This is a genomic window from Salinicola rhizosphaerae, from assembly GCF_014652715.1.
Classification (GTDB): Bacteria; Pseudomonadota; Gammaproteobacteria; order Pseudomonadales; family Halomonadaceae; genus Salinicola; species Salinicola rhizosphaerae.
Genome location: NZ_BMZI01000003.1, coordinates 52150 through 68193, shown reverse-complemented (window position 1 = coordinate 68193; position 16044 = coordinate 52150). Strand labels below are relative to the sequence as shown.

Here is a 16044-nt window from a genome sequence, read left to right as displayed (position 1 = left end):
CCCGGATGCGCTTGTCAAACACTCTCCCCGGAGCTCTCGCTCCAGATACCTCTCTGACGCGCTGCGACTGGCTCGGGGTATGATCGCCCGACGGGAACTTTGCGGTGGCCGACCCGAGCGCTTCGGCCAGTACCAGAAGTGGATAGTCCTAAAGTAGTGTCAAAATCGAGCTCAAGTCGTTCGATCACGCGTCGATAATCTGCCATAAGATGGGTAAAGCGCTCGGGAAGGCTTGGACTTGGACGGTAGACGCTCTAAGGTGAGGCCCATTGTGTCGATAATCCAAGGTGCCGGCAGGCACTTCATCCATTTCATCCGAGGTCGGCGGCGCCATGCAGGAGACGATCATCAACGCCCATCGACTGATCGGCGAGACGATCCGCGAGTCCGGAGAGGCACGTAGCGGCCGGATCGTGGGTGTCGATCAGTCTCGGAGCATACCGGTCATTTTCGTGATCTGGGGCGGGCAGGCAGGCATCCAGCGCATCGAGGTGACGGTTGACGAGCTTCGTCAGCTGGCCGAGGCGTGCCGCAAGCGCTACGCTCAAGTCGCCTCTCGGGAAGGTTCTCGGCAGGCGGGGACACCGCGAGTGTCCACGGAAACGGAAACGAGAAAGGAACCGGAGACCGGCCGAGTGATTCCCCGGCGCCGCGTCGGCTCGCGCTGACACCGTTTCAACCTATCACCCGCCGCTGCGCCGGCACGGCTAGTGTCGCGACGCGCTCTCTGCGTCGCCCGCCTGCACACGCCACGATGACGTGCGCAGGCGAGATGACATGGGTATCGAGACACTGGACGAAGCTGGATGGAGTGCATGCAACGACGGGACCCTCCCCCCGAGGACGGCCAGGCATCTGTCGATGACTCGACAGCCGAGAGCGGCCAGCGCCTCCTGGATGCGCCGGCGCAGCGTTGGCTCGAGAGTGTCCCCGGGACCGTCTATGTGACCGGCCCGAACTGGTGGCTCGGCGATCTGCATTTCCTCTCGGAGTCCATCGTCGAGCTGGGTCAACGTCCTGCTGACGACTACCGAGATCAGCCCGCGCTCTGGCTGAGGCAGATGGCGACCGCCGACCGTCAGCAGGCGCTGGACACACTGCAGCGTGCCGAGACCGAGGGGGAATCGCGGCTGCGCCTGGTCTATACCCTCGAACGTGACGGCGACGTTCCTTGCCGGATCGAGGATCAGATCACGCTGACTCGCGACGAGCAGGGGGGCGTCTTGACGCTGACGGGCGTCCTCGGCGTGATGCCGCAAGAAGAGGCGGCGCCGGAGCAGACCTGTCAGGCGATGCTGCGCCACTGCGGGGATCTGATTATTGCACTCGACGAAGAGCTCGACTGCCTCGGGGTGCTCGGCAATGCCGTGGATACGCTCGGCATGCAGCCGGATCAGCTACGAGCACGATCGCTATTCTCCCTGATGGCGCCGGAAGATGGTGCGCGAGTTCAACGCACCCTGCTGGAGCAGGCGGGAGAGGCTCGCCCGGTGCTTCTCGAGGTCCGCCTGGAGCATCGAGATGGCAGCTATCGCTGGTTCGAGATCCACTTCTCTCCGTATGCCGACATCACCTCGCTGGCAGCGATGCCAGGCTGGGTCGCCGTGGCGCGCAATATCACCGAGCGCCGCCACCAGTCGCTCAACTGGGATGCCTACACCGCGACGGACGAATTGACGTCGGCGCTCAATCAGAGTGCGTTCATGGGGCTTTTGCGTCACGCGCTCGCGTTCGGTGAGTCCAGCGCCCGGCTGTCGATGATCGTTTTCGACGTCGATTGCCTCGACGACATCAACCGCTCCTGGGGACGTGATGGCGGTGATCTGGTCTTGACCTGTATTGGTGAGCTCTGTCGTGCCACGCTTCGTGAGCGGTTCAGCTTCGGTCGGCTCGAGGATGACACCTTCGCGATTCTGCTCAGCGGCAAGTCGCTGCAGGAGACTGCCAGGGTCGCCGAACGCCTGCGAGAACGTTTCGCGGCGACGCGGGTGGAGTTTCATGGTCACTGGCTGACCTTCTCGGTTAGTCTGGGCGTTGCCGAGCGGCGCGTGGAGGAGACCGCCGAAGGGTTTCTCGCCAGGGCCGGCGAGGGGGTGCGGGAAGCGAAGCGGCACGGCCGGGATCGCGTCCATCAGGCACCATGACGGCCCCGTCACGCACCGAATGAGTCAAGAAGGAGAATGAAAATGGGACGTTTACTGCTGGCTGTACTGTTTGGCCTGATCTGCCTGCCGGCACTGGCTGCCGAGGAGGTCGAAGGACCGCATGTACAGGGCGAGACATTCGAGTATTCGACCGGTGGTCAGACCTACCAGGGTTATCTCGCCTACAACGCCAGCGACGACGAGCCGCGACCGGGCGTGCTGCTCGTGCATGAGTGGTGGGGGCTCAACGATTACGTCAAGCGCCGCGCCGACCAGCTGGCTGCACTCGGGTTCGTCGCGCTAGCCGTCGATATGTACGGCAATGGCAAGGTCGCCGATCATCCCAGCGAAGCCAAGGAGTTCTCCAGTCAGGTGCTGCAGGACTGGCCGTCGGCCAGAGCGCGACTGGAAGCGGCCATGGCGGCGCTGCGCAAGCACCCGGCGGTTCGCGAAGATCGCATGGCTGCCATCGGTTACTGCTTCGGCGGCAGCGTGGTGATGAACATGGCGCTGGCCGGCATGCCGCTGAACGCCGTGCTCAGCTTCCACGGTAGCCCCACCCAGGCGGTCGCCAAGCCGCAGCCGTTCGATGGCATCGTGCGTATCTACAACGGTCAGGACGATCCGCTGGTCGAGCCGCAGGCGCTGGACAGCATGGTCGCGGCGCTGGAGAAAGATGGCGCCAAGGTCAAGGTAGTTCAGTATCCGGGAGCCAAGCATGCGTTCACCAACCCCGGCGCCGATGCCCTCGCGCAGCAGTATGACCTCCCGCTCGGCTACGACGCCGCGGCCGATGCCGCCTCCTGGCAGGATGCACTGCTGACGCTCGACAAGGCGTTGAATCAGTAGCTACGAGCTACGAGCTACGACAAGCGCCAGCGACTATTATCGCTGGCGCTTGTCGTATGAGAGCAACGCGTTGAGTATTGCGACTCGCGCTCAGGCCGATCCGCTCAGCGCCAGAACTCGCTTGGCCAGCGAGATCATTTCCGGATCGCCGGTGTGCTTGTCGGGGACGTCGGAGAGTTTCACCACCGGTAGCCAGTGCTGCCCCTCCGGGCGCGCTTCGACCATCTTGATCACCATGTTCATCGGTGTGACGCCGACGTCGTTGGTGAAATTGGTGCCGATACCGAAAGCCATGCCGATCCGGTCGTGGCAGAACGCCTGAATACGCTCGACCCGCTCCGGAGTCAGCGCATCGGAGAAGATGATCGTCTTGCTGCGCGGGTCGATGCCCAGGCGTTCGTAGTGGGCGATCGTCGCGGCGGCGAAGTCGATCGGGTCGGCGCTATCGTGGCGGACCCCGTCGAACAGCTTGGCGAACTTCTTGTCGAAGCTCTCGAAGAAGGCTTTCGACGTGAAGGTATCGGTCAGCGCAATACCCAGGTCGCCACGATAGACGTCGACCCAGTGCTCCAGGGCCAGGCTGTTGGCCATCTTGAAGCCGAAACGCGCGCCGTGGAACATGAACCATTCATGGGCGTGCGTGCCGATCGGCTTGACGCCGTGCTTCATGGCCAGAAGGACATTGCTGCTGCCGCTGAAAGCTTCGCCGCCGTGATGGCGCAGGGCGCCGACGACGCGATCATGAACGTCGAAGGAGAATCGCCGACGTGTGCCGAACTCCGCGATCTTCAACCCCAGCCGGCGATACTGTTCGATCTTGTCGCGGGTGCGCTTCTCGACTTGTTCGTCCCCATCCCCGGTGACGCCGCGCAGCCGGTACCAGAGCTCGCTGATCAGTGCCATCAGCGGCACTTCCCAAAGGATGGTGCGATACCAGAGCCCTTCGATGATCACCGAAAGCGACTCGCCCTCCTGCTCGATGACCACCTCGGCGGGGTCGTAGCGAAAACCGGCCAGGAAATCGAGATAGGTCGGGTCGAGGTACGGGCAGGTCTGCTCGAGATAGCGCTTCTCGGCCTCGCTCAAGGTCAGCGCCGCCATGGCATCCACTTCGCGTCTCAGCGCCTCGCCGAAGCCTTCGGGGAAGGCGTGATCGCCGCGATTGATGAAGGCGTAACGAGCCTGGGCGTAGGGAAAGCGCTTGATCACGGCGTTTTGCATCGTGATCTTGTAGAAGTCGTTATCGAGGAGCGAAGTCAGCATGGAAACTCGTCGTCTACGGAGCGGAAGCGGCGGCGTTGGCGCCCGCCATTCTATTGCAGTGCCATGATGCCAAAGAGTGTCGCGATAAATCCGCCAAACAGCAAAAAACCGGCCAGGGACAGCAGGATCAGCAGATAACCGAGGATCAGGCCTGCCAGTGCCCAGGTGTCGCCTGCGGTTCGCTCGCGGCGAATCTGGCGTCGGGCCAGATGGCCGCAGACAACGCCTCCCAGTGCCGCTGGTGGCACCAGCGTGCCGAGCACGCTCAAAGCGAAGGCGATCAGTGCCATGATGTTGGTGGGGCCGGCAGGCGTGTCGGGCGGCACGGGCGAGCGGGTCGTCATCGTTCTGAACGTCTCTCGGTGGCATGCTGGCGACAGTATCGCACGCTTGCCGGCACGGCTCGACGTTTTCACCATGGACGTGAGCTGCGAGCTAGCGCCGGCTTTGGGGCGCGGTAACCAGTCGCTGCGAGCTTGGTGTATACGCCGGCTCGGCAGTCGACAGCGCGATGGACGGGGTTGTGTTCGGAACCAGAAAGCCGGTGAGGTCGAGAAGGGCGGATAACGGAGGAGTGGAATGACACTAAGGGTCGAGCAGCTCGGCAGCCTGGCGAATGTGTCGGCGGTTGCCTGGAACGCGGTGATCGGCGACCGCTACCCGTTTCTGCGGCACGAGTTTCTGGCGGCGCTGGAGGGCTGCGGCTGCGCCAGCGTCGACACCGGCTGGGAGCCGGATCACCTGGCGGTTTTCGAGGGCGAGCGACTGGTTGCCGTGCTGCCGCGCTACGCCAAGTACCACTCCCGCGGCGAGTACGTCTTCGACTGGTCTTGGGCCGACGCCTGGGAGCGAGCCGGGGGCGACTATTACCCCAAATCGCTCTCGGCGATTCCGTTCACGCCGGCAATGGGGGCGCGCCTGGCCGTGGCCGATGGAGTCGACCGTCGGCGCATCATCGCCGCGTTGGCGCCTGCGATTCGCGATACTGGCCTGCAGAGCTGGCACTTGCTGTTTGCGCAGAGTGATGAGGTCGATGATTGGCTCAGCGCCTTCGATGCGCCGCTGATGGAGCGTCAGGCGGTGCAGTTTGCGTGGTGCGATGACGACTTCGGCGATTTCGACGGCTTTCTCGGCCGGATGAGTTCGCGCAAGCGCAAGGAGATACGTCGCGAGCGTCGCAAGCTTGCCGAACAGGGATTCGCGTTCGAGCGCCTGAGCGGCGGCCAGATCGACGATTCGGCCCTCGAGCAGTTCTATCGGTGCTACTGCATGACCTACCTGGAACGGGGGCAGCACCCTTATCTGACGCTCGATTTTTTCACTCGGCTGCGTGACACCATGGCGGAGTCGATGCTGCTGATACGTGCCAGCGTCGACGGTCGTGCGGTGGCGGCGGCGCTCTGTCTGGAGGGGCGTGATGCGCTCTACGGTCGCTACTGGGGCAGTGAAGTGGAAGCCGACTTTCTCCACTTCGAGACCTGTTACTATCAGGGCATCGAACACTGCCTGGCGCGCGGTCTCGTGCGCTTCGACCCCGGCACGCAGGGCGAGCACAAGCTGACGCGGGGCTTCTCGCCCATCATCAGTCGTTCGCTTCACTATCTCGATCATGGCGGATTTCGTGACGCGGTCGATGACTTCTGCCGGGAAGAGCGTGCCTACGTGGGCGCCTATTTCGAACGGTGTCGCCAGCGTCTTCCCTTCAAGCAGTCGGATGAACGGTAAATGGACTTTCTCAACGAGGCTGCGGTGCTGCTTGGCGCGGCGATCATCGCGGTACCGCTGTTTCAGCGCTTCGGCCTGGGATCGATCCTGGGCTATCTCTGCATCGGTCTGCTCGCCGGACCGTCGGTCAGCGGATTCATCGCCGAGCCCGAGTCGGTGCTGCACTTCTCGGAGTTCGGCGTCGTCATGCTGCTGTTCATCATCGGACTCGAGCTCGAACCCAGGCGGCTGTGGTCGATGCGCAAGCGTCTGGTCGGACTCGGCAGCCTGCAGCTGGCCGGCTGCGCGGCGCTGCTGACGCCGGTCGGCCTGTTGCTGGGCCTGCCGCCGAGCATCGCCATCTTTCTCGGGCTGACGCTCGCGCTGTCGTCGACTGCGTTCGCCCTGCAGGTACTCAACGAGCGGCGCCAGCTCGCGACCCCGCACGGACAGAGCGCGTTCGCGATGCTGCTGTTTCAGGATCTCGCGGTCATTCCGCTGCTGGCGCTGCTGCCGTTCCTAGCCGGTCGTGCCGATGCGGCACCGGACGACGGCTGGGTCATCGCGCGCAGCATTGGCGTCGTCATTGCGGCCATCGCCTTCGGGCGGCTGGTGTTCCCGCGCGTACTGGCATTGATTGCGCGTAGTGACGTTCACGAGATATTTACCGCAGCCGCGCTGTTTCTCGTTCTTGCAATGGCACTGATCATGCAGTGGGCCGGCCTGTCGATGGCGCTGGGTGCCTTTTTGGGTGGCGTCATGCTGGCGGATACTGCCTACCGGCATGAGCTCGAGGCCAATATCGAGCCGTTCAAGGGGCTGCTGCTCGGGTTGTTTTTCATCGCGGTCGGGATGTCGGTCGATCTGGCTCTGGTGCTCGACAATCTGCTGCTGGTAGTCGGGCTGGCCGTGTTGATGACGTTCGCCAAGACGCTGGTGCTGGCGCTCATCGGCTGGTTGACCAGGCTGCCGCGCACCGAAATTCCGCGGTTGGCGACGATCATCTCGCAGGGTGGGGAGTTCGATTTCGTGCTGCTCACCGCGGCCGTCACCGCCGGGGTTCTCGATCAGCGTATCGCCAGCCTGTGCATCGCGGCGGTCACGCTGAGCATGGCGGCGACGCCGTTCCTCTACCAGCTCGGCGAGAAGGTCGGCAATCGTCTCAAGGAGACCCGGCCGTTCGAGACCGACTTCGGCGACGAGACGCCGCCGGTGATCATCGCCGGCCTGGGACGATTCGGTCAGATGGTCGCGCGCATGCTCAAGATGCAGGGCGTTAGCTTTACGGCGCTCGATCCGAACATCGCGCAGGTCGAGTTCATCCGCCGCTTCGGCTCGCGGATCTTCTATGCCGACGCGACGCGGCTCGATCTGCTGCGCGCGGCCGGCATCGACAAGGCGCGCATTCTGGTCATCGCGGTCGACGGCGAGCACACCGCGCTCACGATCGCGCGCCTGGCCAAATCCCACTTTCCCGAGCTGACGGTCTACGCCAGGGCGCGCAATCGCCACCACGCGTGGCAGCTGATGGAGATCGGCGTCGACAGCGTGGTGCGCGAGACCTTCGCCTCGAGCATGGAGATGAGCGTCGAGGTGCTGAAGGGGCTCGGCTATCCCAGTGCCAATGCGATCAATGCAGTACGCACCTTCCGTGATTTCGACAATCAGCTGCTGAAGGACACCTACACGCATCGCAACGATACCGAACGGTTGATGGCCACCGAAAAGGCGGCGATGGCGGAACTGAAGTCGCTATTTCAGCAGGAGCTCAATCGCGGGCGTGGCAAGGAGAGCCGCCGCGCCGAGAGCAGCGGGGACGATACACAGGACGCCGAGCCGGGCGACGTCTCGGTGCAGCGGGAGACGATCCATGACGCAGACACTGAAACGACGACTCGCAGCGCTTGAGTTCGGTGACGGAGAGCTCGTTGCGCTCTCTGGCGGTGACAGCGGTGCGGGACTATGGCGCCTCGAGGGGAGCCCGGCCTACGTCGTCAAGGTCGACGACCCGCAACGTATCGCCGGTGAGGCCGATGGCCTGCGCGCGTTGAAAGATGCCTGCCATCACCTGGTCGTGCCTGACGTGCTGGCCGAAGAGGGCGATCTGCTGATCATGACAGCGCTGGCGAGCGGCGGCCCACGCGACGCCGCTGCGCTGGGCGAAGGCTTGCGCCAGCTGCATCGCGATACCCGTGACGCGAGCGCGGAACATGGCTGGCCGCGCGACAATGCCTGCGGGTTGACGCCGCAGCCCAACACGCCGCTGGCGGACGGCCGCGCCTTTCAGCGCGAACGCAGAGTGATGCCGTTGACGACGCTCTGCCGGGACAGCGGGCTGCTGGAAACCCGGCTTGCAGAGCGCCTCGAACGCGTGGCGCATGGCCTGGAGGGCTGGCTGCCGGATACCCCATCGAGTCTGGTTCACGGCGATCTCTGGTCAGGCAACGTGCTGTTCACGCCGAGCGGGCCGGCAATCATCGATCCCGCGGTCTACCGGCACTATCCGGAAGTCGATGTCGCGATGCTGACGCTCTTCGGCAATCCGGGCGATGCCTTCTTCGACGCTTACTGGGATGGCCGTAGCCCCGACGACTGGCCGCGGCGAGAGGCGCTGTTTCAGCTCTATCCGCTGCTCAATCATCTCTATCTCTTCGGCAGGAGCTACCTTGCCGGCGTCGAGCGCGCGGTGGCGGTCGTCGAAGCGGGATGACGTACCGTGGGCAGGCCGCCTCGCGCCCGGTGTCTCACTGTCTGACGATGCGCGCAAAGAAGGTGTCGATCATGCGGGGGCCGACGTCGCCGATATCGTAGCTTTCCGGGTCACGTAGCCAGTCGTACATGAGCCCCGCGAACATCGACATCAGCATGCGCGTGGCGATCTCCGGAGAGATGCTCTCGGCCAGCGTGCCTCGCTCGCGGGCCTGCTCGAAGCGTTCGACCATGGTGTCATAGCATTCGCTGGCGAGCTTCTCGTGCAGGGCCTGAATGTCGACGTCGCTGGCGACCTCGCAGCGATGGAACAATATGGTGTGAACGCGCCGGGAACGCGGGCGCTGGAGTCGTTCGATGGCGTGCAGCGTGGCCCTTCTCAGACTCTCCAGAGGCACGTAGGGGCAGTTGGGATCTTCGACATCATCGAGGAGCTGGCGCAGGGGAGTCTTCACCCGCTCGAGCATGGCGTGAAATAGATCCGCCTTGTTCTTGAAATGCCAGTAGACGGCGCCGCGCGTCATGCCCGCCTGGCGTGCGATCTGCTCGAGTGACGTGCGCGAGACACCGCGCTCCAGAAAGATCACCTCGGCGGCATCGAGCAGTGCTTCGCGGGTGGCCTCGGCTTCGGCCTTGGTGCGTTTGGGCATGATGGTGTCGTCGAACCCGTAAGTTGTCAGTTGGTTGGCGTGGCGTATGTCTTCCCCGTGTCATCTTTTTTGTTGTTCGTTCGTCGCCTTTCATGACCCGGACGTGGTGCTGTTTTAAGACGTTTTCAATGAAGACGGTGTATGAAGAGCATAACGTGTTCTCGGCAAGTTTACATTCATGTATGTATGCCTGTAAGCTCGAGGCAACCCTTTAGGTACCTATCTTCCAGGACGGAGACTCATGCGCCCTAATTTTCTCAATCGCACCCTCGGCCTCGGCGGGGTGATGCTGGTGTCGTTGGCGCTATCCGCCTGCGGCGACGATCAGCAGAGCAGCAGTCAGCAGGGAGGCGGACAGCAGAAGCCGCCCGTGCAGGCCGAAGTGATGGACGTCAAGGCACATGATGTCTCGTTGACCAAAGCCTATCCGGCGCAGGTTCGCAGCAACCGCGAAGTGACCGTCATGGGGCGCGTCGACGGTGTGCTTGAGGCGCGTCACTACCGTGAAGGCAGCATGGTCGAGAAGGGCGACAAGCTTTTCACGATCGAGCCCGCGCCGTACGAGGCGACGGTGGAACAGAACAAGGCGGATCTGCAGAGCGCTCAGGCGGAAGCGTATCGCGCCCAGCGCGACGCCGAGCGCTACGCGCGTCTCTACAAGCAGAACTCCGTCAGCCAGCAGCAGCGCGACCAGGCGCAGGCCGATCTGCGTACGGCGCAGGCCTCCGTGGCTCAGGCCAAGGCCGCGCTCGACAGCGCGCAGATCGATCTCGGCTATACCGAAGTCAACGCGCCCGTGAGCGGCATGATCAGCCTGAGCGAAGTCAACGTCGGCAACCTGGTGCAGGCGCCTGAGGAGCTCGCCACGATCACGCCACTCGATCCGATCGAAGTGCGCTTCTCGCTGCCGGCCGATGACGCTTTCGCACTGCGCCGTCAGCGCCAGCAGGGCGATGCGGATGTTGCGGACGTTGCCGTGCTGACTGCGCCGGATACCAAGAGCGCGACCCACGATGCCATGCAGCTCAAGGGTCGGCTGGACTTTCTCGGCTCGCGGGTCGACGAATCCACCAGCACGGTACAGGCCGAAGCCGTATTCGAGAACGCCGATCAGGTCTTCCTGCCCGGGCAGTTCGTGCGCGTTTCACTGCCGAACGTGATGCGCTACGACGTCTACGCGGTGCCGGCCGTGGCCGTGACCGAGGGTCTGAAAGGGCCGCAGGTCTACGTCGTCAACGGCGAAGGCAAGGCCGAAGCTCGCTTCGTCTCGCTGGGTGAGGTAGCCGGTGACTGGCAGATCATTACCGAGGGTCTCAACCCGGGCGATCGCGTCATCGTTTCCGGCATCGGCACCGTGTCAGCCGGCGATGCCATCGACGCGCAGGCGTTCACGGGCAAGGTGCCGGAGCCGCAGAACAACGCGGGCGAGAACCCCTCCCAGGAGCCTGACGCTCAGGGCGGCGAAGGCACGCAGGGTGCCGCGCGCGACACCAAAGAAGCGACAGGGCAGGACGGAGCCAACTGATGAACTTTTCCAGCGTCTTCATCAGGCGGCCGATCTTCGCCACCGTCGTCTCGGTCATCATCACGCTGATCGGGATCATGGCGATGCGGACACTGCCGATCGAGCAGTATCCGCAGGTGGTGCCGCCGACCATCAGCGTCTCCGCTTCCTACCCGGGCGCCAGCGCGCAGACCGTCTCCGAGACGGTGGCTTCGACCCTTGCCCAGGAGATCAACGGCACCGAGGACATGATCTACCTGACCTCGTCGAGTTCCGACGACGGCCAGATGTCGATGAGTGTCTATTTCAACATCGGTACGGACCCGCAGACGGCGACCATCAACGTCAACAACCGTGTCCAGCGGGCGCTTTCTCAGCTGCCGAGCGAGGTGCAGTCCCAGGGCGTGACGGTCGAACAGCGCTCGTCCAGCGTGCTGATGTTCGTCGCCATCACGTCCGACTCGGACGCCTACGACTCGCTCTATCTGACCAACTACGCCAACATCAACGTCACCGATGCGCTCAAGCAGCTGCCCGGTGTCGGTCAGGCGGAAGTGCTGGGCAGCCAGGAATTCGCCATGCGCGTCTGGCTCAATCCGGACAAGCTGGCGCAGTATGATCTGACGCCCGCCGAGGTCTCTTCGGCGATCCAGGCGCAGAACTCGGTGGTCGCTGCCGGTAAGCTCGGGGCCGAGCCACAGAGCGATCCCTCGCCGTATACCTACACCATCACCACGCAAGGTCGCTTCACGGGTGTCGATCAGTTCCGCAACATCCTGCTGCGCACCAACGCCGACGGCTCCTCGCTGCGCCTGAGCGATGTCGCGCGCGTGGAACTCGGCAAGAACACCTACGGCATTCAGGGTTACGTCAACAACGCGCCGATCGCGCCGATCGCGATCTATCTGCAGCCGGGTGCCAACGCGCTGGACGTGGCGGCAGAGGTCAAGAGCGAGATGGCGAGCCTCAAGAAGCGCTTCCCGCCGGGCCTGAACTTCGAGATTCCCTACGACACCACTCTGTTCATCAATGCCTCCATCGACTCGGTCGAACACACCTTCATGGAAGCACTGATTCTGGTGGCGGTGATCGTCTTCCTGTTCCTGCAGAGCTGGCGTTCGACGCTGGTGGCGATGTCGGTGGTGCCGATCTCGGTCGTGGGGACGTTTGCCGGGATGTATCTGCTCGGATTCTCGATCAACCTGCTGTCGCTGTTCGGGATGATACTGGCGATCGGTATCGTGGTGGATGACGCGATCGTCGTCATCGAGAACGTCGAACGCATCATGGAAGAGGACGAGGATGCGACGCCGTTCAGTGCCGCGCTGGAGGCGATGAAAGAAGTTTCCGGTGCGGTCATCGCCACGGCGTTCATCATGTCCGCGGTCTTCGTGCCGGTCGGTTTCATGGGCGGTCTGACCGGGCAGATGTATCAGCAGTTCGCGATCACCATCGCCATCTCGGTGGCGATCTCCGCCATCGTGGCGCTGTCGTTCACGCCGGCGATCAGCGCGCTCTTCCTCAAGCACCAGGATCGCATGAAGCAGTCGAAGCTGGTGCGCATCATCAAGACGCCGTTCGACTGGTTCAACAAGCTGTTCGACAAGATCACCGACTTCTTCATGGCGATCACCAACTTCCTGGTTCACCAGGTGTGGCTGGTCGTGGTCGGGCTGGTGGCCGTCGCCGCGCTGTCGTGGACGATCTACTCGCAGTTGCCCAGCGGCCTGCTGCCGACGGAGGACCAGGGGGTGGCGATCGCCTCGGTCTCGCTGCCGGCGGGCTCTTCGGTATCGCGGACCGACGCCTACATCCAGCAGCTCAGCAAGCGCCTGCGCGACGAGATTCCGGGGATCAACTATGTGGTTGGCGTGCCCGGCTTCGATATCCTCTCGAGCGCGGCCAACACGGCCAAGGGTACGGTCTTCGTGACCATGAAGCCGTGGGAGGATCGTGATATCACCGCCGATGGGCTGATCGCCAAGATCATGCAGTTCGGCGCGCAGATCCCGGGCGGGCAGACGATCGCCTTCAACATGCCGCCGATCCAGGGGCTATCGCCCACCGGTGGTTTCACCGGCTACCTGGAGTCGTTCAACGGCGATTCGCCGCAGCAGCTGGCGGCGGCGGCCAACAAGGTGATGCAGGCAGCCAATCAGCGACCCGAGATCGGTCAGGCGTTCTCGACGCTCGACGTCAACGTGCCGGTCTACAAGGCGAAGGTGGATACCGACAAGGCGCGTAGTCTCGGTGTCGATATCGCCGACCTCAACACCACGCTGTCGAGTACCTTCGGTAGCTCGTTCGTCAACTATTTCACCAAGTCCGCGCGTAACTTCCAGGTCTATCTACAGTCGGAAGATGACTTCCGGCGCAATCCGGATGACCTGAGCAAGGTCTACGTGCGCGGTGGCGACGGGCAGCGCATCCCGCTTTCCGAGCTGGTGACGCTCGAGCGTGGCAAGGCGCCGACGGTGCTGCAGCGCTACAACGTCTATCCGGCCGCGCAGTTCTCCGGCGGTCCGGCACCGGGCTACAGCTCCGGGCAGGCGGTGCAGGCGATGCAGGAGGTCGTGTCGCAGACGCTGGGTTCGGACTACGAGATGGGCTGGTCGGGTGAAGCCTATCAGCAGGCCAACGTCGGCACGGCGGCGACGCTGGCGCTGTCGTTCGGCGTGGTGATGATGTTCCTTATCCTCGCGGCTCAGTACGAGAGCTGGACGCTGCCGCTGGCGGTCGTGTCCGCCGTGCCGTTCGCCTTCATCGGCGCGATCCTCGCGGTCAAGCTGGCCGGCCTGAGCACCAGTGTCTACCTCCAGGTCGGGCTGCTGGTCGTGGTTGGCCTGGCGGCGAAGAACGCCATCCTGATCGTCGAGTTCGCCGAACAGCAGCGCAAACATGCGGGGCTGTCAGTGATCGATGCGGCCAAGGTGGCGGCACGGCAGCGTTTCCGCCCGATCGTGATGACCTCGCTGGCGTTCATCGGCGGCACGCTGCCGCTGGCACTGGCCAGTGGCGCCAGCGCCGCGAGCCGTAACCAGATCGGCACGCCGGTGGTTGGCGGGATGATCTCGATCACCCTGCTGGCGACGGTGTTCGTACCGGCGGCCTACGTGCTGATCATGCGTGTCACGATGTGGTTGGGCAAGAAATTCGGCCGCGGCGACAAGGCGACCGAAACGCGCGAATCGCACTAACCTGCGCGTCAAGCCCGCGTCATGTCATAACCGCCGATGGCGGTTCCGAAAGGCAACTCCCCATGGGAGTTGCCTTTTTTCTGGGTCACGAGAAAGTGCCTCGACAGGTACTGAAAAAGTCGCTTTGACGCCCTCCCGAGCGTGGCTTATACCTGTCATTGACGGCTCTCCCTCGCGTGTCTTCGATCCGATATCTCCGGCTCGACACGCCTGTCTCTCTTCATGAGAACCGCCTTCGGATGCTGACACTTCACCTTTGGTTGACGTCGATCTCCTTGATTAACGTCGGTTAAGGTGGCTGCGCCTCGTTGAGCGCAGTATCCAGATTCGGTCGCCGCCAATTCAGGCCGTCGGTCGAATGTTCAGGGAGGCTGAACATGACGTATGTCGCGGTCCAGGGAAGACGAAGTTCCACCGCCGACGGGGCTGGCAGTGATACCCCGACGGTCTCGGAGAGTGATCGAAGGCGCCACGGGCGCGCCGTGACGCTTCCGCGCCTGGTGCCGGCCGCGCGCCTGCCTCCTCGACATGTCCTGTTCGTGACCACCGAGATCGCCGACTTCATCAAGGCGGGCGGCCTCGGAGACGTGTCGGCAGCCCTGCCACGCGCGCTCACACCCAACTACGACGTGCGCGTCCTCATGCCGGGCTACCGTCAGCTTCTGAACGCCGGCCGCCCGATCGTGACGATTGCCCGATTGCCTGCCCGCCACGAGCTGCCGGCCTGCGAGATCGGGCGGCTGGTCTGCGACGATGGCCTCGTCGTCTATGTCGTGCTTTGCGCCGAACTCTACGACCGGGTGGGCAACGCCTATGGCGACGAGCTCGGCGTCGGCTGGGCCGACAACGACATTCGCTTCGCACGCCTGGCGCTGGCGGCAGCGGAGATCGTCAACGATCCTGCGCTGCTCGAATGGCGGGTCGACTTGATGCACCTCAACGACTGGGCGACCGGGCTTGCGGCCGGCTACGTGCGCTGGCTGGGCCGCCGCTACGTGCCGTCGGTCTACACCATTCACAACCTGGCCTATCAGGGCGTATTCCCGGTCGAGCGCATGCCGGCGCTGGGCATTCCGTCTTCAGCCTTTCATATCGACGGCGTCGAGTTTCACGGCCAGCTCTCGTTCATGAAGGCGGGGCTCTCTTACGCAGCGCACGTCACCACCGTCAGCAACAACTACGCCGAGGAGATCACCACGCCGGCATTTGGCTGCGGACTGGAGGGCCTGCTCAAAAAGCGCGCTCTCGAGGGTCGCCTCAGTGGCCTGCTCAACGGTATCGATGACCGCTGGGACCCGCGCACCGACCCGCACCTGGCGCCCAAGTTCGGCATCAACGACTGGCACGGAAAGCGCGCCAACACCCAGCGCGTGCGTCGGATGTTCGGGCTGGCGCCGAGCAGCGGCCCGCTATTTGCCGTGGTATCCCGTCTGGTGCAGCAGAAGGGGCTGGACCTGACGATCGAGATCGCCGAGACCATCGTGCGTCGTGGAGGCCAACTGGTGGTCATCGGGCGTGGCGAATTCGTTATCGAGCAGGCACTGGTCGCGATGGCGGCGCGCTTCGTCGGGCAGGTCGGCGTCAACATCGGCTTCGACGAGGGCGAGGCTCGCCAGATCTACGCCGGCAGCGATTTTCTGCTGATGCCTTCGCGCTTCGAGCCGTGCGGTCTGAGCCAGCTCTATGCCCAGCGTTTTGGCTCGCTGCCGGTCGCCCATCGCACCGGCGGGCTCGCCGATACCATTCAGGATGGCATCAATGGGCTGCTGTTCGACGAGATGTCACTGGAGAGCTACCGCGCGACGGTGCTGAGAGCCTTCGATCTGTTCCGCGCGACCGATCTCTTCTACGCCATGCGTCGCGCGGCAATGGCGGGCCGACTGCACTGGCGTCAGGCGGTGATTCCCTATCGACGGCTCTACTCGGAACTGCTGGCGGAGGCGACGGTTCGCAGCGATGAAGCCGTTGGCCGATCATGAGATCGGCGGTCGATCGATGGTCCGAATCGTCGTTGACCGATGGGG

General features: G+C 63.7%; 12 protein-coding genes. 9 read left to right on the top strand and 3 right to left on the bottom strand.

Annotation, left to right across the window (positions count from 1 at the left end; all coding sequences use genetic code 11):
• Positions 1-332: 332 nt before the first annotated feature.
• The 3 genes from IE125_RS06545 to IE125_RS06535 all read left to right on the top strand — a co-directional run bounded on the left by IE125_RS06545 (position 333) and on the right by IE125_RS06535 (position 2993).
• A complete protein-coding gene (locus IE125_RS06545; RefSeq protein WP_189443866.1) occupies positions 333-668 on the top strand; it encodes a hypothetical protein in 336 nt (111 codons plus the stop codon).
• Between the two features lie 147 nt (positions 669-815).
• Positions 816-2144, top strand: coding sequence for a GGDEF domain-containing protein (locus IE125_RS06540; protein ID WP_189443865.1), 1329 nt, complete (start codon positions 816-818; stop codon positions 2142-2144).
• 42 nt (positions 2145-2186) lie between these two features.
• Positions 2187-2993: a dienelactone hydrolase family protein gene (locus IE125_RS06535; RefSeq protein WP_229808964.1), complete on the top strand. Its 807-nt coding sequence runs from the start codon at positions 2187-2189 to the stop codon at positions 2991-2993.
• A 90-nt stretch (positions 2994-3083) separates the two neighbouring features.
• Here IE125_RS06535 and pncB read toward each other — a convergent pair whose 3' ends face one another.
• Both pncB and IE125_RS06525 read right to left on the bottom strand, forming a co-directional pair.
• On the bottom strand, positions 3084-4256 hold the full coding sequence (gene pncB / locus IE125_RS06530; protein WP_189443863.1) for a nicotinate phosphoribosyltransferase: 1173 nt from the start codon (positions 4254-4256) through the stop codon (positions 3084-3086).
• A 50-nt stretch (positions 4257-4306) separates the two neighbouring features.
• Positions 4307-4600 carry a DUF4190 domain-containing protein gene (locus IE125_RS06525; RefSeq protein ID WP_229808963.1) on the bottom strand — a complete coding sequence of 98 codons (294 nt, stop codon included), beginning with the start codon at positions 4598-4600 and terminating at the stop codon, positions 4307-4309.
• 235 nt (positions 4601-4835) lie between these two features.
• On the opposite strand from IE125_RS06525, the gene IE125_RS06520 reads away from it, so the two are divergent.
• Genes IE125_RS06520 through IE125_RS06510 form a run of 3 tightly spaced genes read left to right on the top strand, consistent with a single transcriptional unit; the run spans position 4836 to position 8670 of the window.
• Positions 4836-5981 (top strand): GNAT family N-acetyltransferase, encoded by a 1146-nt coding sequence (locus IE125_RS06520; RefSeq protein WP_189443862.1) that lies wholly within the window; start codon positions 4836-4838, stop codon positions 5979-5981.
• On the top strand, positions 5982-7868 hold the full coding sequence (locus IE125_RS06515; protein WP_189443861.1) for a monovalent cation:proton antiporter-2 (CPA2) family protein: 1887 nt from the start codon (positions 5982-5984) through the stop codon (positions 7866-7868).
• Positions 7831-8670, top strand: coding sequence for a fructosamine kinase family protein (locus IE125_RS06510; RefSeq protein WP_189443860.1), 840 nt, complete (start codon positions 7831-7833; stop codon positions 8668-8670). Before IE125_RS06515 ends, IE125_RS06510 begins: the two co-directional genes overlap by 38 nt.
• Positions 8671-8704: 34 nt before the next feature.
• Here the strand turns inward: IE125_RS06510 and IE125_RS06505 are convergent, their stop codons facing one another.
• A complete protein-coding gene (locus IE125_RS06505; protein ID WP_189443859.1) occupies positions 8705-9319 on the bottom strand; it encodes a TetR family transcriptional regulator in 615 nt (204 codons plus the stop codon).
• 241 nt (positions 9320-9560) lie between these two features.
• Between IE125_RS06505 and IE125_RS06500 the strand changes: the two genes are divergently transcribed.
• The 3 genes from IE125_RS06500 to glgA all read left to right on the top strand — a co-directional run bounded on the left by IE125_RS06500 (position 9561) and on the right by glgA (position 15999).
• A complete protein-coding gene (locus IE125_RS06500; protein ID WP_229808962.1) occupies positions 9561-10844 on the top strand; it encodes an efflux RND transporter periplasmic adaptor subunit in 1284 nt (427 codons plus the stop codon).
• Positions 10844-14020 (top strand): efflux RND transporter permease subunit, encoded by a 3177-nt coding sequence (locus IE125_RS06495; RefSeq protein ID WP_189443858.1) that lies wholly within the window; start codon positions 10844-10846, stop codon positions 14018-14020. Before IE125_RS06500 ends, IE125_RS06495 begins: the two co-directional genes overlap by 1 nt.
• 377 nt (positions 14021-14397) lie before the next feature.
• Positions 14398-15999: a glycogen synthase GlgA gene (gene glgA / locus IE125_RS06490; protein WP_189443857.1), complete on the top strand. Its 1602-nt coding sequence runs from the start codon at positions 14398-14400 to the stop codon at positions 15997-15999.
• The last annotated feature ends 45 nt before the right edge of the window (positions 16000-16044 follow it).